We start from the raw sequence: 23,797 nt of genomic DNA on the forward strand, positions 1-23,797 counted from the left end.
AAATTGCGTGAAGAATCGCGCCGCTACGAATGCGTGCATGCTGCCGTAGCGGCGCAATTTATTGCGCAAATTTATATAATTACGGCCTGCGGAACAGCGCCATACTGCGGCCTTCCAGTTCGAAATCCTTCTCTTTGGTAATCACTAACCCTTTCTCAACGCTGTCAGACGTCGAAAGCTCCAGCACCCAGCCGCCTTCACCAAACTGTGGAATACTGAACGGCACATTGCCTTCATACGGATTAAACAGCATCAACACGTCATGCCAGATGCCTTCCTCCGGCTCTAAATCCGGGCGACCGAGATACACCCCGAGCGTGGTGCCATCATCCCATTGATCATCCTGCTGGAAGCCGCCACCGGCGTTAAACCATTTGATTTCCATACCATCGCGCCAGCTTTCACGCCGCAGCAGCGGTTGTTGAGCGCGTAACGCCAGAATATGCCGGGTAAAGTCGCGCAGTGCATCAGCAGAAGGCGGCAGGTTTTCCCAATGCAGCCAGGAAATCTCGCTGTCCTGGCAGTAGCCGTTATTGTTGCCGAGTTGACTGCGGCCAAACTCATCGCCCGCCAGCAACATCGGCGTGCCGTGCGAGAACAGCAGCGTGGCGAGGAAGTTGCGTTTCTGCCGCTCACGTACCGCGTTGATGCCTTCATCGTCCGTCGGGCCTTCCGCACCGTAATTGTACGAACGGTTCTCGTTATGGCCGTCATTATTGTCTTCACCGTTAGCTTCGTTGTGTTTCTCGTTGTACGAAACCAAATCGTTGAGCGTGAAGCCATCATGCGCGGTAAGGAAATTGATGCTGGACCAGGGACGGCGACCGCGCTGATCGTAAAGATCGCCAGAACCGAGCAGGCGCGCGGCGAAGTCATTAGTGACCATGTCACCTTTCCAATACTCACGCACCGTATCGCGATACTTATCGTTCCACTCCGCCCAGCCCGGCGGGAAGCCGCCAACCTGATAACCGCCCGGCCCGATATCCCACGGCTCACCGATCAGTTTCAGTTTGGACAACACTGGATCCTGCATGATGGCATCGAAGAAGCCACTACGCTGGTCAAAGCCTTCTGGTTCACGGCCCAGCACGGTGCCGAGATCGAAACGGAAGCCATCAACATGCATGGATTCGGCCCAATAACGCAGCGAATCGAGAATCATCTGCAGCACGCGCGGATGCGACGTATTCACGGTGTTACCGGTGCCGGTGTCATTGATGTAGTAGCGATGCTGATCCGGCAGCGTGCGGTAATAAGAGTAGTTATCAATGCCCTTAAACGACAACGTGGGGCCGAGTTCATTGCCTTCGGCGGTGTGGTTGTAAACCACGTCGAGGATCACTTCGAGGCCAGCATCGTGGAAGGCGCGCACCATATCGCGGAAGCCCTGAATCCCGCGCGGACCAAAATAGCGCGTGGCCGGGGCGAAGAACGCCAGCGTGTTGTAGCCCCAGAAGTTTTTCAGACCGCGATCCAGCAGATGCTGATCGTCCGGGAAACCGTGCACCGGCAGCAGCTCCACGGTGGTTACGCCCAGGCTTTTGATGTAATCGATCGAAGCCTGATTGCTTAAACCGTCGTAAGTGCCGCGCATCTCTTCGGGCACCGCCGGATTAAGCTGGCTAAAACCTTTAACGTGGGCTTCATAAATGACCGTTTTTGACCACGGAATATTCGGTCGATTAGCATCCTGCCAGTCAAATTCATTGGGATCGATGACCACACATTTGGGCGTAAACGGTGCGCTGTCGCGGGTATCGAAACTCAAATCCTTATCTTCATGCAGCAGGTCATACGCGAAGTGCGACTCGTCCCACTGCAATTCGCCCGCCAGTTCGCGTGCGTAAGGGTCGAGCAACAGTTTGTTAGGGTTAAAGCGATGGCCATTTTCCGGCTCGTACGGGCCGTGCACGCGGTAGCCATAGAGCGCGCCGGGCTGCAAGCCGGGAATGTAGCCGTGCCACACTTCATGGGTGTATTCCGGTAAATCGAAGCGGGCGATTTCGTTTTCGCCGCTCTCATCGTACAAACACAGTTCGACTCGCTCAGCGCAGGCCGAAAACAGCGCAAAGTTCACGCCCTGGCCATCATAGTTAGCGCCAAGCACTTGTCCCGAACCTGCTGTAATTTCTAGAGGCTTACTTGTCATCCATTATTCTCCACACAGATTAATCGGGTAATGCATCAGCTGCTCAGCAGCACTAACGGCGCACTTGAGGCCGCCTCATCCAGCGCGATGTAATCGCCAATCGTCACGGTTTCGCCACTCCATAAGTTGCGATAGTGACGATGGGCGAGTGACTCGGGCAGTACCACTTCGGTTTGCGTCCACTGCGCGTTGTCAAAACTCAGGCGCGGCAGAATGACCAGCAGCGCGTGGTTACTGTCCTGACGCGCAAAGGCGATGACTTTCTCCTGATGTTCACCGCTGACGTCCAGCGGCTGATAATCGCCCACGCGGAACAGCTGCGGATAATCGCGGCGCAGATGCAGAAGGCGTGCAATCACCTGTTGTTTCAGTTTGCCGCTCAGCCAGTTTTGCGCGTCGTTAAAGTCAGGCGAAGCGGACTCTTCAAGCTGCTGCTCCAGCAGCGCGAAGTCCGGCGTGCGGCGGTTGTCGGGATCGACCAGGCTGAAATCCAGCGCTTCGCTACCCTGATAGATATCCGGTACGCCCGGCGCGGTGAGTTTAATTACCGTTTGCGTCAGGCTGTTGATTAATCCAGCCTGAATAAACGGTTGCAACGCGTGGCTGAAATCGCTGAGGAACAACTGATTGGCCGGTGAAAGAAGATGACGCGCGTAATCCAGCACCGCTTTTTCGTAGGCGTCGTTGCTCTCTGCCCAGTCGGTGCGCAGTTTGGCTTCGCGTAACGCTTTTTCGACAAAAGGAATAAAGCGCTCTTCGAGTTGGCTGGCATCCTGCGGCTGCAAGGTGGTCGGCCACACGCCGGCTAACGCCTGATACAGCATCCATTCCACCGCCGGTTCCGGCGCGGCGCCATCGTCCAGTTCTACCACCTGCGCCTGATTAATCTGCCGCCAGCGCGCTACGTGTTCCGCCCACAGCGCGGGTGCTTCGCTTAGCGTATACAGCCGCGCACGCGCATCTTCACCACGTTTGGTGTCGTGGGTTGAGGTGGATGAGATGCCATCGGGCTGCTGTTGCAGCCGCGTTTGCATCTCGCTGTGGAAATGCGCCAGCGAGAAGGCGTGCGGCAGCGGTTCTGCGCCCACTTCATTGATCGCTAACGCGACGTGATTGCGGAAGAACAGCGTGTCTTCCACCGATTTCGCCATCAGCGGTCCGGTCAGCTGCTGGAAGCGCATACGGAATTCGTGCGCGTCTTTTTCGCTCTCTTCAGAAACCGCGCCCAGCAGCATCGCCTGCAGCAAACTCAACACCGTCGGCGACGCACTGTTTTTCACCGTTTCCAGCACCTGTTGCAGCAGCTCTTCGCCTTCGAGCGGCATGCCGTCCTGCTGGCCGTAGGTGCGATACACCGGGAAGGCGATGAGGATTTCGCGCAGTGCGACGTGCAGTTCCGCTTCGCCAAGGTTGCGATGTTCAGAACCGGCAATCTGCGTCGCCAGCTTGAGCAGACGCGCAAACTCACCGGCAAAATTGCGGTCAACCATCAATTCACGCGCCACGCGCAGTCCGCCTTCAACGTCGTTACGTTGTCCGGTGGTGGCTTCATAGGCCAGATGCAGCGTATCGATCTGCGAATCATCCACCAGCGCGTGCGACAGCGCGGCAATAAATTCGTAGCCGGTGGTGCCGGAAATGGGCCAATCGTCAGGGATCTTTTCCCCTTCGGCGAGGATCTTTTCCACCGTGATATAGCAATCCGGGCCGGTGGCCTGGCGCAGCTGGCGTAAATAGCCTTGCGGATCGGCAAGGCCATCAACGTGATCGACGCGCAAGCCGCTGACCGCACCGGAGCGCACCAGTTCAAGAATCAGCCGGTGGGAATCGGCAAACACCGCTTCATCTTCAACGCGCACGCCGACCAGACCGGTGATCTCAAAGAAGCGGCGATAAGAGAGCTCGCTGCGTGCATCGCGCCAGCTCATCAAACGCCACGGCTGCTGCTCATGCAGTTCAGCAATCGCTTTGGCTTCAGTCATCGCCAGCACCTCGTCGGCGCGATCCTGCCAGCTGGCGGGCGTCAGCGGGTAAAAGCTGTCGTAGTACGCCAGCGCGGGATGGCCAGTTTGCGGATGTGCTTTAATGCTCAGCTCACCGTTTTCCAGCACGTTCTCGAAGCTGTCGCCGAGAAACGGCAGCGTCAGGCGGCGCGTCCAGTCGATATCAAAATGATTGGCATAGCGGCTGCTCTCGCCATACTCGATCACATCACGCCACCAGGCATTCTCCAGCGAGGCCGCCATGTGGTTCGGTACGATGTCGAGAATCAAGCCAATCTCCGCGTCCTGCAACGCCTCAACCAGACGATTAAAGCCGTCGCGGCCGCCAATCGCCGGTTCGATCTCATTGGCATCGATGACGTCGTAACCGTGGGTGGATTCGGCGGTGGCGCTAAATATCGGCGACGCGTAAAGATGGCTGATGCCAAGGCGTTGCAGATAGGGCACCAGCGCCGCGGCGCGATCAAACGTCATGCCGTTGCGAAACTGAATACGATACGTCGCGGTTGGAATACTCATTTTGTTGCTCCCTGATCCAAACGCACCACGATGGCGTTTTGTGATAATGCTTCAGTTTCTTGCGGCCAGGCGAAAATCGTGCGACCTGGCGTGGCGGGTAAAGGTTGCGTCTGCTTGCCGATATTCAGCGCCAGCGACAGTTCGCCTTGTGGGAAATGCCAGCTGACGGCCACAAAGCCTTCAGCGGTGGCGAGCACCTTGCCGCTGTTGCCGCCCGCATCGGCCAGCAGCGGCACGATATATTGCTGACGCAGCGCCAGCAGCTCGCGCGTGAGCGCCAGCCAGCTCTGGCCTTCAGGCGTTTGTAACTTATCCCAGTCAAGTTTTGAGCGGGCAAAGGTCTGCTCGGCGTTGGGATCCGGCACCTCTTCATCATGCCCGGCGTGCCCGGTGAACTCCTTCGCGCGCCCTTCACGCACCGCTTTGGCTAGATCGCCGTGGAAATCGGTGAAGAACAGGAAAGGATTCGTTTCCCCATACTCTTCGCCCATAAATAGCAGCGGAATATGCGGCGACAGCAGCAGCGTCGCCAGCAGCACTTTGGTGCGATCGCTGCCCGCCAGGCTGAGCAAACGATCGCCCTGCGCGCGGTTACCCACCTGATCATGGTTCTGGATGAAATCAACAAACGCCACCGGCGGCTGGCTGGCGCTCGGCACGCCGCGCCGCTGCCCACTCTGCGGTGAAAGTTCGCCCTGATAAGCAAAGCCTTCAGTCAGCACACGCGCCACCAACTTCTCCGGCACGTCGGCGAAATCTTCGTAATAGGCGTGAGTTTCACCGGTTGCAAACACGTGCACCGCGTTGTGGAAATCATCGTTCCACTCACCGGTAAATAGCGGCGCGTTGCCCTGTTTGTCACGCGGATGCAGGAAGATAACGTTGCGGCAATCTTCGGTAGTGAGATGAATAGGGCGCTCGGGAATTTCCTGACGGATGCGTTCGGCAATCTCAATCAGCGCATGCTTACTGGAGCTGTCTTCAATCTGGTCGATGGCATCAAAACGCAGGCCATCAAGATTAAATTCCTGCAGCCAGTAGAGCGGTGCTTCGACAATGTAGCGCCGCACAGCATCGACATCATATGCAATGCCCGCGCCCCATGGCGTCATGCGTTCCTGGTGGAAAAACGCTGGTGCCAGCAGCGGCAGGTAGTTGCCTTCCGGACCAAAGTGGTTGAGCACGATATCCAGCACCACCGACAAACCGTGCGCGTGCGCGGCATCGATAAAGGCTTTGAAATCATCCGGCGATCCGTAAGCCGCATGCGGAGCGTAGAGCAGCACGCCGTCGTAGCCCCAACCGCGATTGCCACCAAACAGCGACACCGGCAGCACTTCCAGCTGCGTGATGCCTAATTCGGCCAGCCACGGCAATTTAGCTATCGCCGCCTGGAAAGTGCCTTCGGGCGTGAAGGTACCGATGTGCATTTCATACACCACCGTTTCATGCCACGGACGACCTTGCCATTCGGTGTGCTGCCAGCGATAGCTTTGGGGATCGACTACCAGTGAAGGGCCGTTAACATCAGCCTTTTGCGCACGCGCGGCGGGATCCGGCACCACCGTGCCATCGTCCAGCACAAAGTTATACTCTGCACCGGGCGCCACGCCGCTGACTTGCAGCTCAAACCAACCGTCGCCTGCGTCGAGCATGGCGGTGTCGTTATCGGCAAGTCTTAAGGTGATGTGCTGCTGCCCTGGTGCCCAAACACGAAAACGGACGCTGTCATCAGCAAGAATCTCAGCGCCCCAGGATTTTTCAAATGATCTGAATTCCATTCAATTGCCTCGTTTAGCCCACGCAGGGGCAATGGACGACATCAAGCGATTCGCTACTGGCTGAAAACGATAAATAATTTGGGATGAAAGTTAGGTCGGACAACAAATCATAGTCGATATTTTGGCGTTTTCTGGCGCGCGCGAGAGGATTTCAGGTGGGTTTAAGAAATTATCGAATTAGCGGGGGATTTTTACGCTTCGGTTAGATGAGGTCGCCATGAATGGCGTAATGCTGCTCAGTTAAGCGCCGAGCGACTTTCGTTCGCCCTATGCTGAGGCAGTTGCAGTATCTTCGTGCGGCGACCGAGCAGAGGACGCCTGGCCGCGCCCTCTGCACTCCCGGGCCTTGCGCCAGCCCAACCCGCCGCTGCGCGGTGCCTTCACTCATTCACGATTCCTGACGGACCGGCGGCGATTCGCTCCTGCTCAGCGCCACCTCTCGCCGCATCCCTGCGGCTCGCCCTGGAATCCCTCATTCGTTCAGCGGATTGGGATGTCGCCTCAACATCCGCGCTGCAGCAGTCGTGCGTATTCTTAACTCAAAATCGCTTTAAATCCCGCAGGACTGCGGCCCTTGTTAATGCCGACTCGAACCTACGCCGGTTTATGCTTGACCTTACGTTTACGCAATTTATCGATCAAACGATGCGCTTCCGCTTCTGTTGCCACCGCAGGCGATGAACCTTTCAGCGGTTTGCGTGCCGTTTCACTCAAGGTTAAAACCGTCAGCAAACCAATAATCCCGGCACCGATCATGTAATACGCCGGCATCAGATTATTGTGCGTGGTATCCACCAGCCATGCGGTAATCAGCGGCGTGGTGCCACCAAATAGCGAAACCGATAAGTTAAAACCAATTGCCAGCGCGCTATAACGAATATCGGTGACAAACAGCGCCGGTAACGTTGCCGGCATGGTGCCGCTGAAACAAGTATGCAATAAGCCCAGAATCGCCAGTCCGGCAAATACCAAAAGCATATTGCCGGAACCAATCAACATGTAGCTCGGAATCGCCAGCACGATTAAGCCCAACGCGCCTAAACCAATCACCGGACGGCGACCAATGCGGTCGGTGAGATATCCCCACATTAACGTCAGCGGCATCATGATAAACATAATCACCATCACCAACATCAGGCCGGATAGTTCACTCATTCCCAGCACGCCGGTTAAATAGCTCGGCATATAGGCGGTCAGCATATAATTGGAGACGTTGAACAACAGTACCAGACCAATACATTTCAGCAGCGGTTTACGCTGATCGCGCAGCATCTGCCACACGCTCAGGCGCGGTTTGTTGTGCTCCATCTCTTCGCGCTTATCCATGTGATCTTTAAACGCGGGCGTCTCTTCCAGCTTTAAGCGGATATACAAACCGAACAGACCCAACGGCGCGGCGAGGAAGAACGGCACACGCCAGCCCCAATCCATCATGGTTTGATGCGGTAAGAAGGCGATCATTGCTGTCACCAGGCTGGCGCCCAGCAGATAGCCACCCAGCGTACCGAACTCAAGGAAGCTACCCATAAAGCCGCGACGTTTGTCGGTGGAGTATTCCGCGATAAAGGTCGCGGCACCGCCATATTCACCACCGGTGGAGAACCCTTGCAGCAAGCGCGCCAGCAGCAGCAGAATCGGTGCAGCGATACCAATGCTGGCATAGCTCGGAATCAGACCGATACAGAACGTACCGATCGACATCATGATCATGGTTAACGCCAATACCTTCTGACGTCCAATGCGGTCGCCGAGTGGGCCAAACACCATGCCGCCAATCGGACGCACCAAAAACGCCGCGGCGAAAGTACCGAACGAAGCGATCAGCTGCGCGGCAGCGCTAGCATCGGCGAAGAAGACCTGGCCAATGATCACGGCGAGATAGCTGTAAACGCCGAAGTCAAACCACTCCATCGCATTACCCAATGCGGCGGCACCGACCGCGCGTTTCAGCAATTTGTTGTCGATAACGGTGATGTCATCAACGGTTAAGCCACTGGCTGTGGCTGATTGTGTTGTATCCGTTCCTGTGCTCATAAATTCCCCAGTTGAGAAAATGGCGCGATCTTATAGCTTTCGCAGCCGTAATTTCATAAATGGAAAAGAAAGCTATAAGAGGCAGAAGAAGCGCAAACCCTAGTAAAGATTTTAACATCTCGCAAGTTGGCAGGATAAAACACGGGTAGATAGCATGCTTGAGGGTGGTCGCCATGGATGGCGACCGTGAATGTAGATGATCAGCCTGGCCCCTCACTACCGGCCGCCAGCAGCGGCACAATCACATCGCTGATTGGCGTAGGAATGCCGCGCGCCCGGCCATAACGCTGCACGACGCCGTTGCGGATATCCCACTCCAGCGGACGATCGGCCTGACGGTCGGCAAGGATCGAGGTGCCTAAATCAGTCGGTGCGCGGTGGAAGCGTTCTAGAATCTCCTGCGGCACCTCATCTTTTAACGCGGCACCTTCGGCGCGCGCTACCGTCAGGCACTCCTGCAAATAGGCCAGCGCCAGCGCGCTGATGTCGTCGCGCTGGAACATACCCGCCCGACGATTCGACAGCACCATTAAACCGGCAACCGCGTTTTGCAGCAGTTTGCGCCAGGCAATGGTCAGGAAATCGGCGGAGAGATCGACCGCGCAGCGTGTGTCGCGCAGTGCCGCAACCACCAACTCAGCGTGAGGTGTTTCCGGCAGCGTCAGGCGCGGCTTTTCGCGCAGCCACACCGAGGCGTCCGGTTCGCGCTGGGCCGGGAACCACACCACCGACGGCAGCACGGTCGCGCCATTGACATAGGGCGCGAGTTGGCTTTTCTGCTCCACGCCATTCTGCAGCGCGCACACCACGGTATTTTCATTACACAGCGCCGCCAGCCAGGGCGCGGTATCCTCAACCTGGGTGGTTTTCACCGCCACAAACACCAGATCGAACGGCTGGGCTATCTCGGCGGGATTGGTGAGCACCGGGCCGGGAACAATAATTTTGCCGCTGTCGTGACGCAACTCCAGCTGCGGATGTGCGGTACGCCCGCAAATCGTGGGCGTGCGTCCAGCTTCATGCAGCGCCGCTGCGATGGTGGTGCCAATCGCGCCCGGTCCAATAAGGGCGATGGTGGGATTCTCAGACATCTTATTAAGCTCCTGATTATCAAAATGCTTGCAGGGATCGTAGCGGCGCAATTCATTGCGCGATAAATCGCGCCGCTACGGGATAGGCTTTGATTGGAAAGCGTACGATGACCTTAATTGTTTAGCAGCGAAGAATAGCCGTTTACAGCACAGTTATGTGCTTTTTCCGCAGCAGTTGGCACATTTCGTCATCGGGTTGAGCATCAACGATCAAGGTGCTGGCCAGTGATAATTCGCCGATGGCAAACGCCGAAGCGGAATTCAGCTTCTCATTCGACACCATCACCACCGTTTCCGCCGCGCGTGCGGAAAGCGCACGTTTCACCCCGGCCTCTTCGTAGTTGCCAGTGGTTAATCCCGCCGTTTTGTGCACGCCGGTCACGCCCATGAAGAACAGATCGGCATTAATCCGCGCAATGCCTTCCAGCACCGCCGCACCCACCGCCACCACCGAATGGCGATAGAGCAGGCCGCCAATCATGATCACGTCAACCTGCGGATAATCTACCAGCGCCACGGCGATGCTTGGGCTGTGCGTCACCACGGTAAATGCCAGGTCCGGCGGCAGCAATTTCACCATCTCGGCGGTGGTAGTGCCGCCATCGATAATCACTACCTGGCCGGGCTGGATTAGCTGGACCGCTTTCTGCGCGATAAGGCGTTTAGAGCTAATCTGCACGCTTTTGCGTGTTTCAAACGGTGCGATAGCGGCAGAAACCGGCAGCGCACCGCCGTGTACACGTTGCAGTAATCCTTCGGCGGCTAGCTCACGCAGATCGCGGCGAATTGAGTCTTCCGACACCGCAAAGCGCTGGCTAAGCTCGCTCGACATCACCTGTTTTTCCTCACCCAAAATCGCGAGGATTAGCTGTTTACGTTGGCTGGAGAGCATTATTTTCTCATTCATGTTTTTACTTGTATCTGCACGATTATGCATGCTAGCGTAGATTTTGTCACCTATCGCCGGGCAAATCGTGCAAAAAAACGCTTGCCCACACCATCGAACCTTTGGAGAAATTCAATGTTGATTCTTATAGCAGGGCCCGTACGCAGCGGCACCAACGGCAATCAAGTGTTAATTCATGAAAACATTAAGAAATTAGACCAGATTGCCCTGCAGGTCTACCAGCGCGGACATACGCCGGTGATTGGTGAGTGGCTGGCGTTGCCGCTGGCGAGCGCCGCCGGTTCGCAGACAATTGGCGATGAAATCAGTGAATCTTTTCTCTATCCGGTGGCGCATCGTTTGATTCACTGTTGCGATGCTATTTTACGCATTCCGGGCGCGTCGCAGGGGGCTGATAACGATGTGCGGATTGGCAAAGAGCGGGGGATGGCGATCTTTACCCAACTGGATGAGATTCCGGTGATTGAGAGTTAGATTAAGCGTGGTCGCCATGAATGGCGACCCGATAAAAATATCATTTATTACTCGTGATAAATCTGGCTGCGTCCGCCATCAACCAGGATATCGGTGGCATTGATGAAGCGCGCTTCGTCCGAGGCGAGAAACAGCGCGGTATATGCCACTTCCTGCGGTTCACCAATACGTTTGCACGGTAGCAAAGCGGCCTGCCGTTCACGCTCGGCTTGCGGATCGGGACAGCTTGCCAGCCAGGCTTCAGCGGCGGGCGTCATGATCAAACCCGGAGAAATGCTATTAATGCGAATGCCCTGGCTGGCGTACTCCACGCCCAGCGAACGCGTCAGGCCAATCAAACCGTGCTTGGCAACCGGATAGGGAAACGCGCCGGGAATGATTTTGTGCCCGTGTACCGACGCGACGTTAACGATATTGCCGTACTGGCGCGCCAGCATGCCCGGCAGCACGCTGCGGATCAGGTTGAAGGGTCCTTTCAGATTGACCTCCATACAGCGCTGCCAGTCGTCATCTTCCAGTGCCAGCGGATCGCGAAACACATTCACGCCCGCGCAGTTGATCAGAATATCAATCGGGCCCAGCGCTTGCTGCGCTTCGCTCACCGCCCGCTGCACCTCCTCGGGTTGCGTGACATCTGCGCTACAGGCAATACAGTGTTGGCCACTTTGCTGCTGCAACTCTGCCGCCAGCGCTTCGGTGGTTTCACCGTCAAGATCGAACAGCGCCACGCGAGCACCTTGTTGCGCAAACAGTGTAGCGATTGCGCTGCCTATGCCGCTGCCAGCACCGGTGATAATCGCGGTTTTATTAGCTAATCGTGATGACATAATCGCCTCCTTATGAAGATGCCGGTAATGCCAGCCAGTCTGGGAAGTACAACGTGCGCTCGCCGTGCTGCACAGTAATCATTGGCCATTCGCCACTGCGCGTTAAGGCTTCGCAGCCCTCAGCGGTAAGTAAAAAGGTATCTTCGCTTTTTACGCCGCTGAGCGTGGGATTCCACGCCACGGCAATATCAGAGTGAATATCGCCGCGCGTATCTGGCGTTAGGATCACGTCGCGGCAACCATAACCCGCCGGGCCGCCCTGATGATGATCGCGCCACGCATCGCCATGTCCGTGCCGCTGATAGGCATCTTTAATTGCCTGAAATAGCGTTGACCAGCTTTGGCCCGGCTGCGTTGCACAGAGAATATCGGCGTGGATCTGGCACAAGGTGTTGAGGTGCTGGCGTAACGCGGGACCAGGTTCGCCGATATGCACTAACCGCGTCAGGCTCACGTGCAGCCCGTGGCGCTCGGCGCCGAGCGTGATCAGCATGTGTTGTTGCAGCTTTTGCTGCGTGGGCACCGGATGTTTGAACGCGCTAATACGCTCATCAGCCGCCACTAAGGTGCACATCGGACGAATACCGCGTGCCAGACAGGCTGCGACAATCTCGGCCTCTACCTGCCATTCCGTCACGCCTGCTTGTAACTGACGCGCCACGCCTTCGACAATCTGCGCGGCTTCACGCCCCAACGCTTTAAATCGCTGCTGCTCGTTGCTGTTCAGACCCTGTCGCAGTGCGACCATCGCTTGTTGAATATCAGACATGCCGTTTTGCGGCGTATCGCTGCCGAATTTGCCCTCAGGCAACAGGGTATTTAACGATTGAAACCACGGGTAACTCAGCGTTTCACAGGCAAACGGCAGCGATTCTTCGGCGAGGATACGCGGCATCTCATTTTCAGGGGCGAGCAGTAAAACCTTGTCCTGCGTGATGAGCAAGCTGGCCACGCCGACTTCGGCGCGTTCCACTACGTAAAAACTGGCACCTTCGGTCAGCCAGGCGATGTTATCGCGCCGGGTAAGCAGCACACCATCGAGTTGCCAGGAGGCGAGTGCACGCTGCAGGCGGGATAATTTTTCACTCATAAGCGTGCTCCTTGTTCGCGCTCTGCTGCGTCTGCAATAGCAATTCAGCAGCACGATGGGCCACCGCCATCACAATGGCATTGGTGTTGCCGCTGATAATGTTGGGCATCATTGAGGCATCGACCACGCGCAGGCGGTTAACGCCGCGCACGCGCAGGTCGTCGTGTAACACCGCCAGCGGATCGTTATCGTGGCCCATGCGGCAAGTGCCCACCGGGTGATAGCCGGTTTTCACCATGCGCTTGCAGTGTTCGGCAATCTTTTCATCTGAAGTAATCTCTGCACCGGGGAAGATCTCTTGCTGCACCATCGCGCCGATGGGCGTCGCGGTGATGACCTTACGCGCAAAACGGAAACCGGCGATGGTGCGCGCCAAATCGTCGGGATGACCAAAGATTTGTGTATCGATAATCGGCAAGCTGCTGGCGCTGCTATCGCGCAGCGTGACCTCGCCGGTCGCTTTGGGGCGCAGCAGCAGCGAATTGACGGTAACGCCATGGCCGGGATCGGCGCCCATCACGTCGCGGTCGAGATACACCGTGGGCACGCAAAACATCTGAATCGTTGGCGTGGCCCTGAAATCGAGCGGATCAAAGAAGGCGCAGGTTTCCACGCCGGTGGTGGTGACCGGACCGGTTTTGAACAACATATATTGCAAGCCGGCTTTGACCATCGGCCAGCCACGATCCTGACCATAATAGCCAAAGGCACCGTTGGTGCTGGCCACCACCGGCACTTCATAGTGATCCTGCAAATTCTTGCCGACACCCGGCAAATGCTGACGCAGCGTGATGCCATGCTGTTTTAGCTGGGCTTGTGGACCGATGCCGGAGAGCATCAGCAGCTTCGGCGTTTGATAGGCACCGGCAGCCAGAATCACCTCTTTACGCGCGCTGGCACGTTGCGGACGGCCATCCTGTGTGTAGCGTACGCCGCTGGCATTTGCGCCCTCGAACAGAATCTCCTCTACCTGCGCGCCGGTGACAATGGTCAAGCGCGCGTCATGGCGCAGCGGCGTAATAAAGGCATCCACCACGCTGCAGCGCTGACGCGTCTGACCGTTAATGGTGTGCTGCATAAAGCCTACGCCAAACGGATTGCCGGTATTGAAATCCGGCGTGTAAGGAATCCCCAATCCCTGCAGAGTTTTCACATAGGCGCGGCTCAGTGGGCTGAAGTGGCCGAGATGCGACACTTTCATTGGCCCGCCGACGCCGTGATGGGGCGCGCCGAGATGATCGTTATCTTCGATGGCGGTAAAGTGCGGCAGCAGCGCATCCCACGACCAGTCGATGCCCTGATTGCCAAGTGCGCTGTTCCAGTCGGCGTAATCCTGGCGATGGCCGCGCATATACACCATCGCATTGACCGTCGAACCGCCGCCCAACACTTTCGCCTGCGGCACAATCACGCCGCGTCCGTTGAGCTGTGGCTGCGGCTCGGTCTGGTGCAGGGTGAGGAATTTGTCGCTGGCGAGAAACTTCATGTAACCTGCGGGCATCTTTAGCACCGGGTGATACTCATCGCGCCCGGCTTCCAGCAGCAGCACGCGCGCGTTGCCTTCCGTGACTAACCTGGCGGCGACGATACAACCGGCGCTGCCGCCGCCCACCACAATGTAATCAAACTCTTTCATGGCTCTCTCTTTACTCTGAAGCGACAGAATCTAAACGGCGCAGGCGCTGCGCCTCGGGATTATGCTGCTCGCCGGGATCAAGCGGGCTGAGCAGGAAGCACCAGGAAACCAGGGCGCTGATCAAGTACAAAGCGGCGTAACCCCACACCACGCCCGAGGTGCCAAACAGCGCGTTGAAGGCACCATAGAGCGCGGGGCCAAAGAAAGTGGAAAGCCCGGCAGCAAAGCAGTAAATCGCCATCGCGTTGCCTTTATCTTTTGGCTGGCACAGGGAAGAGAACAGCGCGGCAGCGGGAACATAGCCGCACAAGGTGATGCCATATAAACACGCGCAGATGACGCTCAGTACAAAGCTGCCGTGGCTCCACTGCGGCACAAAATACATCAGCAACATTGAGATGCCGGAACCGAGTCCACCAAATACCGTCAGCACTTTGCGCCAGCCGATGCGATCGCTGAGCTTGCCGACAATGGGATTAAAACTCATGCCGACTAAACCCATGATGGTGATCAGGCTGAGGTATTCGGTTTGCGTAAATCCGATCTGCTCGGTGAAAAAGCCTGGCAGGAAAATAAAGAAGCCGAAGTAAGGCGTGGTGTTGATGATGCGAACCACGGCAGCCGCGGCGATGCGCGGTTCACGCCACAAAATATCGATGCCGCCCATCAGCGTGCGCGCAACGCTCTGCTGACGGTGTTGCTTATCGAGCAACGACTGATAGCCGCTGCGTTCTTTCAGCGCGATCACCATGACCAGCAACCCCAACACAACCAGCCCAAGCGAAAGCCAGAACGTGGCATATTCACCAATCAACTGTATTGAGAAGATCGCCACCAGCGATCCCAGCGTGGGCAAGCCGCCGGTAAACGCCAGCCAGAACCAACCGGTTGCTGAACCGCGCATATCGGCGGGTGCGGCGGCCTGAATCCACACCAGAAACGCATAGGCAAACATGGGGTAGGCAACGCCGCGCAAACCGTAGGTTAACGCCAGCAAGGCCACGCTATGGGAAGGCAAGGCGATGGCGAGGAACAGCACTTCAAACACAATCCAGATCACACCGCCTGCCAGCATCACTTTGCGCGGGCCAATGAGTGTGGAGAGTGAACCGGCCAGCCACGAACCGAGCGTAACGGTGACGCCGTAGAAGGCGATCACTGCCGCCGCGATATTGAGTGAGAAACCATTTTCATGCAGGTAAGGCGCGAGATAGTTCGACTCCACGCCATCGCCAATCATAAACAGCAATACAGCGACGTAGCCCCAGGCCAGCGCGGGTGGAATGCCGAGGCGGATCAGCCACGGATGGTTTGCAGGTGATGTTGTCATGTTCAATGTCTCTTGGGAGGTGAGGATATTTTTTTGTTATTGGGATGAGCACGAACTTTAAGACAACGGTAGTAAAGAGGATGGCGAAACCATCACAAAAGACAGTAAACTCTGTTTAGTAAACGGGGCGGATGGAGTGTAATGGAGACAAAATGAAGCCGGTTGGTTTGAACAATTTGCAGGTGCGAAAACATAATAAGGCGCTGTTTATGTCGCTGATGTGGCGGCATAAGCAACTCAGTAAATCTCAATTGGCACACCTCAGCGGCTTAACCATTCCAGCCACCAGCAAAATTTTGCAGGCGCTGCTGGATGAAGGAAAACTGCAACACTCTGAGGCGCTGATGAGCGCTCGCGGTAACAGCAATGGCAGTTTTGCACTGCCATCCAACGGTGCCTGGACGCTGTGTTTATGCGTCAAACCGAGCAGCATTGAACGGCAACTGGCCGATGCGCAGCTGGTAGCGCAGGGAGAATTTGAGCAAGTCGCTATCAAAGCGGAAACGCCGGAAGCATTGCTCAGTGAGATTGAGGCGGTGTGGCGGAAAACCTGCAAACAGTGGCCGAAGCGACGCATTAATCTGGCGCTGGCAGTGCATGGTCAGGTTGATCCGGTCACCGGTGTGTCACAGCATATGCCGCAGGCCGCGTGGAAAACGCCGTTGCAGTTGAAATTTCTGCTGGAGGAGAAGCTCGGCGTGGAAGTGCGTGTGGATAACGACTGCGTGATGCTGGCGCTGGCTGAGAAGTGGTTAAATCGCAATGCGCTCAGCGAATTCTGCGTCATCAATGTGGATTACGGCATCGGCTCATCATTTGTGATCAACGGTGAGATTTTTCGCGGCAATTTGTACGGCAGCGGACAAATCGGCCACACCATCATTGAGCCTAACGGCCAGCGCTGCAGTTGCGGCCGTCAGGGTTGTCTGGAAACGGTGGCCTCACTCAGCACCTTAAAACAGGCGGCTCATCAGCGCGATCCCGAAGCGCCGCAGCCCAGCAGCACGCAGTTATTGCAAGCGTGGCAAGCGGGCGAACCCTGGATTGTAGCGTGGGCACAGCGCGCCGCCGAAGCGATTGGTATGAGCTTATATAATTTTCTCAACACGCTGAATATTAATCAGATTTGGTTATATGGTCGCAGCTGTACCTTTGGTGACAGTTGGTTGCAGACCATTGTGCGGCAGATCGATTTCAATCCCTTCGATCCGCGTGATGCGTTGAAAAGCAAAGGCACCAATGTGCATTTTGGTCAGCTGGATCGGGCGCGGCAGGTGCTGGGGATTGGTTATTTGTATGTGGAGGCGGAACCCAGTGCGGCTTGAGAGCGTGGTCGCCATAAATGGCGACCTACACAATAGCTTTCAGACCTGCGCCATACCGCCATCGACGAACAGCTCAGCGGCGTTAATAAAGCTGGACGCATCGGACGCTAAAAACGCCACCACTTTGCCAATTTCGCCAGGTTCGCCAAGACGACCTAACGGCACCTGCGCCGCCAGCGCATCAAACAATCCTTGCTGCTGATCTTCCGGCACCAAACCACCCAAACCTGGCGTGCGCACCGGGCCGGGACTCACAACGTTAACGCGAATACCGCGATCTTTCACATCCAGCGCCCATGAGCGGGCAAAGTTGCGCACCGCGGCTTTACTGGCGCTGTATACGCTGAATCCGGCAGTACCCTGAACCGATGTGGTGGACGAGGTGAGGATCACCGAGGCATTGTCACTCAGTAGTGGCAACGCCTTCTGCACGGTAAACAGCACGCCGCGCACGTTCGTGCCAAAGATACGGTCAAAATGCTCTTCGGTGATGGCGCCAAGCGGCAGCATGTCGCCGCCACCGGCGTTGGCGAACAGGATATCGAGGCGGCCCGCTTGTTTGGCGATTTCTGCGTAAACGTTGTCGAGGTCGCTTAGCACCGCAGCATCAGCGCGAATACCGCTGGCGCTGGCACCGATGCTGGCGACTGCCGCATCAAGCTCCGCCTGACGACGACCGGTGATAAACACGCGTGCGCCTTGTGTCGCCAACTCCTGCGCGGATGCCAGACCAATGCCAGTTGTGCCGCCGGTTACCAATGCGATTTTGCCGTTGAGTGCGTTCATGTTTGCTTCTCCAATGGGTGATGAGGTTTTGATGACTGCCTTGCAGTGCATGAGAAGCAATCTATCTTCACGGCGTTTGCTGATAAATAGTGTAAAATCGAAATGACTATTTCTGTGTGTGGATAATTAAAGGCGGCGGAAAACAGCATGGATCAGTTATTGGCGATAAAGGCCTTTGCGCGCGTCGTCGAAGCGGGCAACTTTACGCGTGCGGCGGATTCGATCGATATGCCGAATGCCACACTGAGCAAACTGGTGCAGGAACTGGAAGCGCATCTCGGCATTCGCTTGCTGCAACGCACCACGCGGCGCGTCACGGTGACGCCAGAAGGGCGCGATTACTATGAAAAAGCGCTGCGCATCGTGCGCGATTTGGAAGATATCGACCACTCGTTTAATGCGGAAAGCGCCAAACCTGGCGGCTATCTGCGTATTGATATTGGCGGCTCAACCGCGCGCGATGTGTTGATTCCGGCGCTGCCCGATTTTATTGCCCGCTATCCGGACATTCGTATCGATCTTGGCGTTGCGGATCGCGCGGTGGATTTGATCAGCGGTAACGTCGAATGCGTGATTCGCGGCGGTCCGCTTAGCGATTCGTCGCTGGTGGCGCGTCATTTGGGGGATGCGGAGATGATTACCTGCGCCGCGCCGGGCTATCTGAAAACCTATGGCGTACCGGCTTATCCGCAGGAGCTGAAAAATGGACATCGCATGGTGAGCTATTTGTCACCGCAGAGCGGCAGAGCGTTTCCGTTTCGTTTTACCCAGGGCGAAGAGCAGCTTGAGATTAAGAGTGAGCATCGGATTGGCGTCAATGAAAGTAACGCGCATTTGGCGGCAGCGGTTGCGGGTTTAGGGATTATTCAGACCTTCCGCTATGCAGCGGCAGCAGATTTACAGGCAGGGAAATTGGTTGAGATTCTGGCGGCGTGGCGTCCGGGGAATTATCCGTTTCATGTGGTTTATCCGCAGAATCGTCATCTTACGCAGCGATTACGGGTATTTATCGGATGGCTGAGGGACGTGTTTCCTGAACGATTGAACGGGTAGAGCGGGATCGCCACGAATGGCGACCCCAAAGATGATTACAGCGTGCCGGTGCCGCCATCAGAGCACCACACCTGGCCGGAGGTGAAGCTGTTTTTCACATCGGCAAACGTGACGTACAGCGGGGCGATTTCAGCCGGTTGTCCCGGACGACCCAGCGGTGCGGATTCACCGAACTTCTCCACTTTCTCTTGCGGTTGTCCGCCGCTCACCTGCAGCGCGGTCCAGTATGGGCCAGGTGCAACCGCGTTGACGCGAATCTGCTTTTCACCCAGCTGTTTCGCAAGCGCTTTGGTAAACGCGACAATCGACGCTTTGGTCTGCGCATAATCCAGCAGGATCGCGCTTGGCTGATACGCCTGCACCGACGAGGTGTTGATGATGGACGATCCAGCTGGCAGATATTTCAGCGCCGCTTTGGTGATCCAGAACATCGCATAGACGTTGGTCTTAAAGGTGGCGTCAAAATCTTCAGTAGAGAGTGTCAGGATGGATTCATTAAACTGCTGACGTCCGGCGTTATTCACCAGAATATCCAATCCGCCTAGCTGCTCAGCCGCCTGATCCACCAGCTTCTGACAGAACTCTTCCGAACGAATATCACCCGGAATCGCCACCGCTTTGCGGCCTTCGGCTTCAATCAGTTTTACCACTTCTGCCGCATCAGCCTCTTCTTCCGGCAGGTAGTTGATGGCGACATCAGCACCTTCGCGGGCATAAGCAATTGCCACGGCGCGGCCAATACCGGAATCACCACCGGTGATCAGCGCTTTACGACCGGTCAATTTACCGGTACCACGATAGCTGGTTTCACCATGATCGGGGCGGGGATCCATTTTGCTCGCCAAACCCGGCATCGGTTGCGTCTGCTTTTTAAATGGCGGAACCGGATACGTTTCAGTAATAAGGGTTTTATTTGTGGTTTGCGATGTCATATATATCTCCTTGTCGCATGAGGTGAATAAACTAAGCCTGGCATAAATGTGATGTTTGTCACGTTAGAAAGTGAGCAATCAGATTTATTAAGACGAAACGGTAAACGAAAGGGGGTTAAAAAGTGCAGCAGTAACGTGATGTAATTAACAATATTTATCGAGGTGCGACTGCAGAAGTGGATAATGCTTAGGGCGTCCGTGCCCTGGCGGATTTCCAAGGTGCTACGTGCTATTTAAAACATGGTTGGCTACTTCTTGCCGCCTTTCTTACCTGCTTCTGATGCTTTAGCGGGGTCATCTTTGAAGCTACCACCGCTTTTTTCTCCGCCTTTTTTACCGGCTTCTGATGCTTTCTTCTTATCGTCAGCAAAATTACCGGAACCGCCTCTATGCTCAGCCATAAAACATCCTCTCGTGAGTTGTTGTTGCATGGCGGAAATAAGGGCTTCAACGCCATGCCCGTGCTGCAATTTAAGATTAGCGAGGTTCGGATTAATCACAAGCGGAGCGGAAGTGATTATTTATTGCTCGCTGGCGGGATGTTAATAAAATAAGTGCCGCTATAAGGAATAGGTAAGAAATCACGAAAAATCTGCTGCAGGGTCTTTTCGGGTTCCAGGTCCGCAAACAGCTGTGGATAGAGTGTTTTAGCCATAAATTCTGTCGCCGCAATGTGCCACGGACTGAGGTAGAAATTCATCCAGATCACCGCCGAGTGACCATTTTTCAATGCTGATAATTCGCGTAAACCGTTTTGCTGCGCGGTGAGCTGTCTGAAACTGCTGAGCACGGTTTCGGGTGCCACGTCTGGCCCTAATTTCAGTAAGCCCTGCGAGGCGTTATCGCCAAAGCCGGTAGCAAAATAGTACTGCGGCTGAGCGGCAATTACGCTCTCTTCACTCAGGCGACCAAACACGCCGTGCTGCGTTTTGTTGGCGATATTGTCGCCGCCCGCTGCGTTGAGTAATTCGCCGAGGCTGCCGTTGATCGCCGTCACGCAACATTCGTTACGGCGTCCAAGATGCAGTTGCAGCAGCACCGACGGTTTCGCGCCCTGATAGCTGGCTAAGCGATCATGAATCACCTGCATATGCTGCTGGTAGAAACGATTAAACGCTTCTGCCCGCGCCTGCTGATTCAGCACTTCGCCAAATATCTCCACGCTGCGGCGGGTGTTTTTCAGCAGATGCACGCGCAGATCGATCTTCACCACCGGAATGTGCGCCGCTTTCAGCATGGTGACAAGGCGGAGGTCGGCATCATCGTAGCGTGCCAGACTCGGCAAAATCACCACGTCCGGTTTCAGCGCCAGAATCTGCTCGGGATTAATGGCGTTCGGCCCGCCGGCACCCAGCGACGGGATTTTCAGCATCTGGGGAAAGTGACGGGCAAAACTGTTCCAGGTTTGGCTGTCGTACTTCTTCAGATCCTGCGGCCACGCCACAATGTGCTGAAACGGATCGCCAGGCTCCAGTAACGCCAGCGTATACAGCATGCGGCTTTCACCTAGCACGATACGCTGCGGACGATCGGGGATTTCAACACGATTACCGTCGATATCGGTGATGGTTTTTGCCCAAGCCACGCTGCTGAGCACCAGCAGAAAACAGGCCAGCACCACCAACATCGGGCCGGACAAGCCTGGCGCACGTCGTACAAATATCGAATCAGAATTCAACGCTGGCCTCGAGCATCAGGTTGCGGGTTTCTCCTTCACGCACGCGCAGATTGCCGCCGCTGGAGGTGTAATAGTGTTTGTTGAACAGATTATTCAGATTGAGCTTCAGCTGGGTTTTCTCGCCAAACAGCTGATTGTTCCAGGCGACAAAGCTGTCCGCTACCACATAATCGGGCAGGGTAAAGCTGTTTTCCGGATCGCCGGCGCGCGTTCCCACATAGCGCGCACCACCGCCTACGCGGAAATCGCCCGGAATGCCGGAGATCGCCAGATTATGGCTCAGATAGAGCGCGCCTGCGTGGCGCGGCGCATTCTGCAGGCGATTGCCGTTATTAGCCGCGTTAACACCGTCATCCACGATCTCGGCTTTGTCGTAGCTGTAGTTGGCGCTGAGATCCCAGCCCGGCAGCACTTCGCCATTTAACTCAAATTCCGCGCCGCTGGAGCGCGCTTTATTGATGGCGCGCGTGGTGCCGTTAATGCTTAGCGACATATCGCGCTCGTTGATGCGATACAGCGCGACGCTGGCAAACAGCTTCGGTGAAATCTGCCACTTGCTGCCGACTTCCCATGTGGTGCCCTGTTCCGGTTTACCGACGTTGCCATCATCATCAACATCGGTCGATGGTGTGAAGGATTTACTCACGCTGGTGTAGAGCGAAACGTCCGGCGTCACTTTGTAGATCAAACCGGCCTGCGGCAGGAATTTGTTGCCTTCGCTGTCGAGCGTTTGCACCACCGGATCAAAACCTTTCGAGGCGCGTTGCTCGTAATGCTGATAGCGTCCGCCCAGCACTGCAATCCAGTTTTCCGTCAGGCTGATGCTGTCTTTGGCATAGATTGAACGGCTGTGCGTGCGGTTGAGGTTATTGGCGTTGGCGCTGTTTTCGGTGCTGCTGTTGGTAACAGGCGAAAGAATATCGTACTGCGGATCTGTGAAGTTGAAACCGGTGTTGGCTTTGCCCTGATACTGATGCGCGCGATAGGTTTGGATCATCTCGTAATCGGTGCCCAGCACCAGATCGTGCGTCATCCCTAACACTTGCTGTGAGCCGATCACGTCCCACGAAACGTATTTGGTTTTATGGTTAAAACCGCGATTGGCATCGGCACGACGCGTCACCACGCCAGTGTTAGCATTGACCGCCGTGACGCGCACTTCATTATTATCGTATTGACGCTGGTTCCAGCCGAGCGTGACGCGCGTGCTCCAGTCATCATTAAACTGCCAGTCATAATGGGCGTTGAGGGTTTTGTTGTGGCCCCATGCATGGTTGGCTTTGTCATCCAGACGATCTTTGTAGCCCATATCCAGCGGCTTACCGTTGATGAATGCGGTGCCGCGATCGTAAGGAATGTCGTACTGATAATCTGAATAGCTAATCAGGAAGCTGGCTTGCTCACCAAACCACTGCAGCGAGGGCGCGATCAGCGTGTGCTTTTCGCTGCCGAAATTGCGCCAGTAATCCTGATTCTGTTTCTCCGCAATCAGGCGGAAGGCGAAGCCGTTGCCAAGCGGTCCGGTGACATCCACCGTGCCCGCGCCACCGCCTTCACTGGAGGTTCGGCCGCTGACTTTGCTGTGCCACTCATACTGCGGCTTTTTACTTATCACATTGATTACGCCACCCGGATTCTGGATGCCGTACAGCAGCGATGCGGAGCCTTTCAACACCTCAACGCGCTCAGTGGTGGCATCAAAGTTCAAACCCTGGCTGCTGCGCACGCCATCGCGATAGATCGAACCATCCGAATTGCTGCCAAAGCCGCGACGCACGAAGCCATCTTCGGTGCCGGCCAGCGTGTTGCCTTCCGTAACGCCGCTGACAAAACGCATCGCGTCGGCAAGACTCGACGCCTGATAATCCTCCAGCTGCTGCTGCGTAACCACGCTGACCGACTGCGCCTGGTTAATGCGCGGCGTAGAGGTTTTACCGCCGATCGCGCTATTAGTGACGTTGTAACCTTGTGCGTTATCTTCCTGCGCCGAAACGGTGAGCGTGTTGCTCTCCTCGGCGGCAAAACTGCTGGTGGAACCCCAAATGCTGACGCCGTAAATCGCAGCCAGAATGGCGGGATGGCGTTGAGATTTAAAAGCCGACGGCTTGTTGTTATTCATTCTTTATTAACCTGGTGCAATGCAATTGAGAATCATTCAACCATGTTGTAATGTAGTAGT

18 protein-coding genes are annotated in these 23,797 nt (G+C 56.0%); 3 read left to right on the forward strand and 15 right to left on the reverse strand.

What is annotated here, in order from left to right; translation table 11 throughout:
- Positions 1-79: 79 nt before the first annotated feature.
- The 6 genes from glgX to KVT28_RS09540 all read right to left on the reverse strand — a co-directional run bounded on the left by glgX (position 80) and on the right by KVT28_RS09540 (position 10,472).
- Complete coding sequence (gene glgX / locus KVT28_RS09515) at positions 80-2,152, reverse strand: glycogen debranching protein GlgX (RefSeq protein ID WP_192412792.1); 2,073 nt, start codon at positions 2,150-2,152, stop codon at positions 80-82.
- 35 nt (positions 2,153-2,187) lie between these two features.
- Complete coding sequence (treY, locus tag KVT28_RS09520; RefSeq protein WP_217547980.1) at positions 2,188-4,674, reverse strand: malto-oligosyltrehalose synthase; 2,487 nt, start codon at positions 4,672-4,674, stop codon at positions 2,188-2,190.
- Entirely contained in the window at positions 4,671-6,455 is a 1,785-nt protein-coding gene (treZ, locus tag KVT28_RS09525; RefSeq protein ID WP_217547983.1) for a malto-oligosyltrehalose trehalohydrolase, read from the reverse strand. Before treZ ends, treY begins: the two co-directional genes overlap by 4 nt.
- Before the next feature lie 594 nt (positions 6,456-7,049).
- Positions 7,050-8,489, reverse strand: a complete 1,440-nt coding sequence (gene proP, locus KVT28_RS09530) for a glycine betaine/L-proline transporter ProP (RefSeq protein ID WP_217547986.1) — start codon at positions 8,487-8,489, stop codon at positions 7,050-7,052.
- Positions 8,490-8,689: 200 nt separating this feature from the next.
- Positions 8,690-9,580, reverse strand: coding sequence for an oxidoreductase (locus tag KVT28_RS09535; RefSeq protein ID WP_217547988.1), 891 nt, complete (start codon positions 9,578-9,580; stop codon positions 8,690-8,692).
- 142 nt (positions 9,581-9,722) lie between these two features.
- Entirely contained in the window at positions 9,723-10,472 is a 750-nt protein-coding gene (locus KVT28_RS09540; RefSeq protein ID WP_217548525.1) for a DeoR/GlpR family DNA-binding transcription regulator, read from the reverse strand.
- 129 nt (positions 10,473-10,601) lie between these two features.
- On the opposite strand from KVT28_RS09540, the gene KVT28_RS09545 reads away from it, so the two are divergent.
- Complete coding sequence (locus tag KVT28_RS09545) at positions 10,602-10,961, forward strand: NUDIX hydrolase (protein WP_192235122.1); 360 nt, start codon at positions 10,602-10,604, stop codon at positions 10,959-10,961.
- 47 nt (positions 10,962-11,008) lie between these two features.
- On the opposite strand, the gene KVT28_RS09550 is transcribed toward KVT28_RS09545, so the two are convergent.
- The 4 genes from KVT28_RS09550 to KVT28_RS09565 are packed head-to-tail and all read right to left on the reverse strand — an operon-like array spanning position 11,009 to position 15,844.
- Positions 11,009-11,788 carry an SDR family oxidoreductase gene (locus KVT28_RS09550; RefSeq protein WP_217547990.1) on the reverse strand — a complete coding sequence of 260 codons (780 nt, stop codon included), beginning with the start codon at positions 11,786-11,788 and terminating at the stop codon, positions 11,009-11,011.
- 10 nt (positions 11,789-11,798) lie between these two features.
- Positions 11,799-12,878 carry a Xaa-Pro peptidase family protein gene (locus tag KVT28_RS09555; protein ID WP_217547992.1) on the reverse strand — a complete coding sequence of 360 codons (1,080 nt, stop codon included), beginning with the start codon at positions 12,876-12,878 and terminating at the stop codon, positions 11,799-11,801.
- Positions 12,871-14,514 carry a GMC family oxidoreductase gene (locus tag KVT28_RS09560; protein WP_217547995.1) on the reverse strand — a complete coding sequence of 548 codons (1,644 nt, stop codon included), beginning with the start codon at positions 14,512-14,514 and terminating at the stop codon, positions 12,871-12,873. Before KVT28_RS09560 ends, KVT28_RS09555 begins: the two co-directional genes overlap by 8 nt.
- 10 nt (positions 14,515-14,524) lie before the next feature.
- Positions 14,525-15,844 carry an MFS transporter gene (locus tag KVT28_RS09565; RefSeq protein WP_217547998.1) on the reverse strand — a complete coding sequence of 440 codons (1,320 nt, stop codon included), beginning with the start codon at positions 15,842-15,844 and terminating at the stop codon, positions 14,525-14,527.
- A 152-nt stretch (positions 15,845-15,996) separates the two neighbouring features.
- On the opposite strand from KVT28_RS09565, the gene KVT28_RS09570 reads away from it, so the two are divergent.
- The gene (locus KVT28_RS09570) at positions 15,997-17,169 is read left to right on the forward strand and encodes an ROK family protein (RefSeq protein WP_101761334.1); all 1,173 of its coding nucleotides are present in this window, start codon (positions 15,997-15,999) and stop codon (positions 17,167-17,169) included.
- 39 nt (positions 17,170-17,208) lie between these two features.
- Here KVT28_RS09570 and KVT28_RS09575 read toward each other — a convergent pair whose 3' ends face one another.
- Positions 17,209-17,955 carry an SDR family NAD(P)-dependent oxidoreductase gene (locus KVT28_RS09575; protein WP_217548000.1) on the reverse strand — a complete coding sequence of 249 codons (747 nt, stop codon included), beginning with the start codon at positions 17,953-17,955 and terminating at the stop codon, positions 17,209-17,211.
- 147 nt (positions 17,956-18,102) lie between these two features.
- On the opposite strand from KVT28_RS09575, the gene KVT28_RS09580 reads away from it, so the two are divergent.
- Complete coding sequence (locus tag KVT28_RS09580; protein WP_217548002.1) at positions 18,103-19,008, forward strand: LysR family transcriptional regulator; 906 nt, start codon at positions 18,103-18,105, stop codon at positions 19,006-19,008.
- Between the two features lie 35 nt (positions 19,009-19,043).
- Here KVT28_RS09580 and KVT28_RS09585 read toward each other — a convergent pair whose 3' ends face one another.
- The 4 genes from KVT28_RS09585 to KVT28_RS09600 all read right to left on the reverse strand — a co-directional run bounded on the left by KVT28_RS09585 (position 19,044) and on the right by KVT28_RS09600 (position 23,737).
- Positions 19,044-19,940 carry an SDR family oxidoreductase gene (locus tag KVT28_RS09585; RefSeq protein ID WP_210080219.1) on the reverse strand — a complete coding sequence of 299 codons (897 nt, stop codon included), beginning with the start codon at positions 19,938-19,940 and terminating at the stop codon, positions 19,044-19,046.
- 248 nt (positions 19,941-20,188) lie between these two features.
- Positions 20,189-20,341 carry a general stress protein gene (locus tag KVT28_RS09590; protein WP_101761338.1) on the reverse strand — a complete coding sequence of 51 codons (153 nt, stop codon included), beginning with the start codon at positions 20,339-20,341 and terminating at the stop codon, positions 20,189-20,191.
- 116 nt (positions 20,342-20,457) lie between these two features.
- Complete coding sequence (locus KVT28_RS09595) at positions 20,458-21,567, reverse strand: ABC transporter substrate-binding protein (RefSeq protein ID WP_192235609.1); 1,110 nt, start codon at positions 21,565-21,567, stop codon at positions 20,458-20,460.
- Positions 21,568-21,607: 40 nt separating this feature from the next.
- Complete coding sequence (locus KVT28_RS09600; RefSeq protein ID WP_217548004.1) at positions 21,608-23,737, reverse strand: TonB-dependent siderophore receptor; 2,130 nt, start codon at positions 23,735-23,737, stop codon at positions 21,608-21,610.
- Between the last annotated feature and the right edge of the window lie 60 nt (positions 23,738-23,797).

The sequence above is a fragment of the Pantoea sp. GbtcB22 genome (assembly GCF_019091025.1).
GTDB classification, from domain to species: Bacteria; Pseudomonadota; Gammaproteobacteria; order Enterobacterales; family Enterobacteriaceae; genus Pantoea; species Pantoea leporis.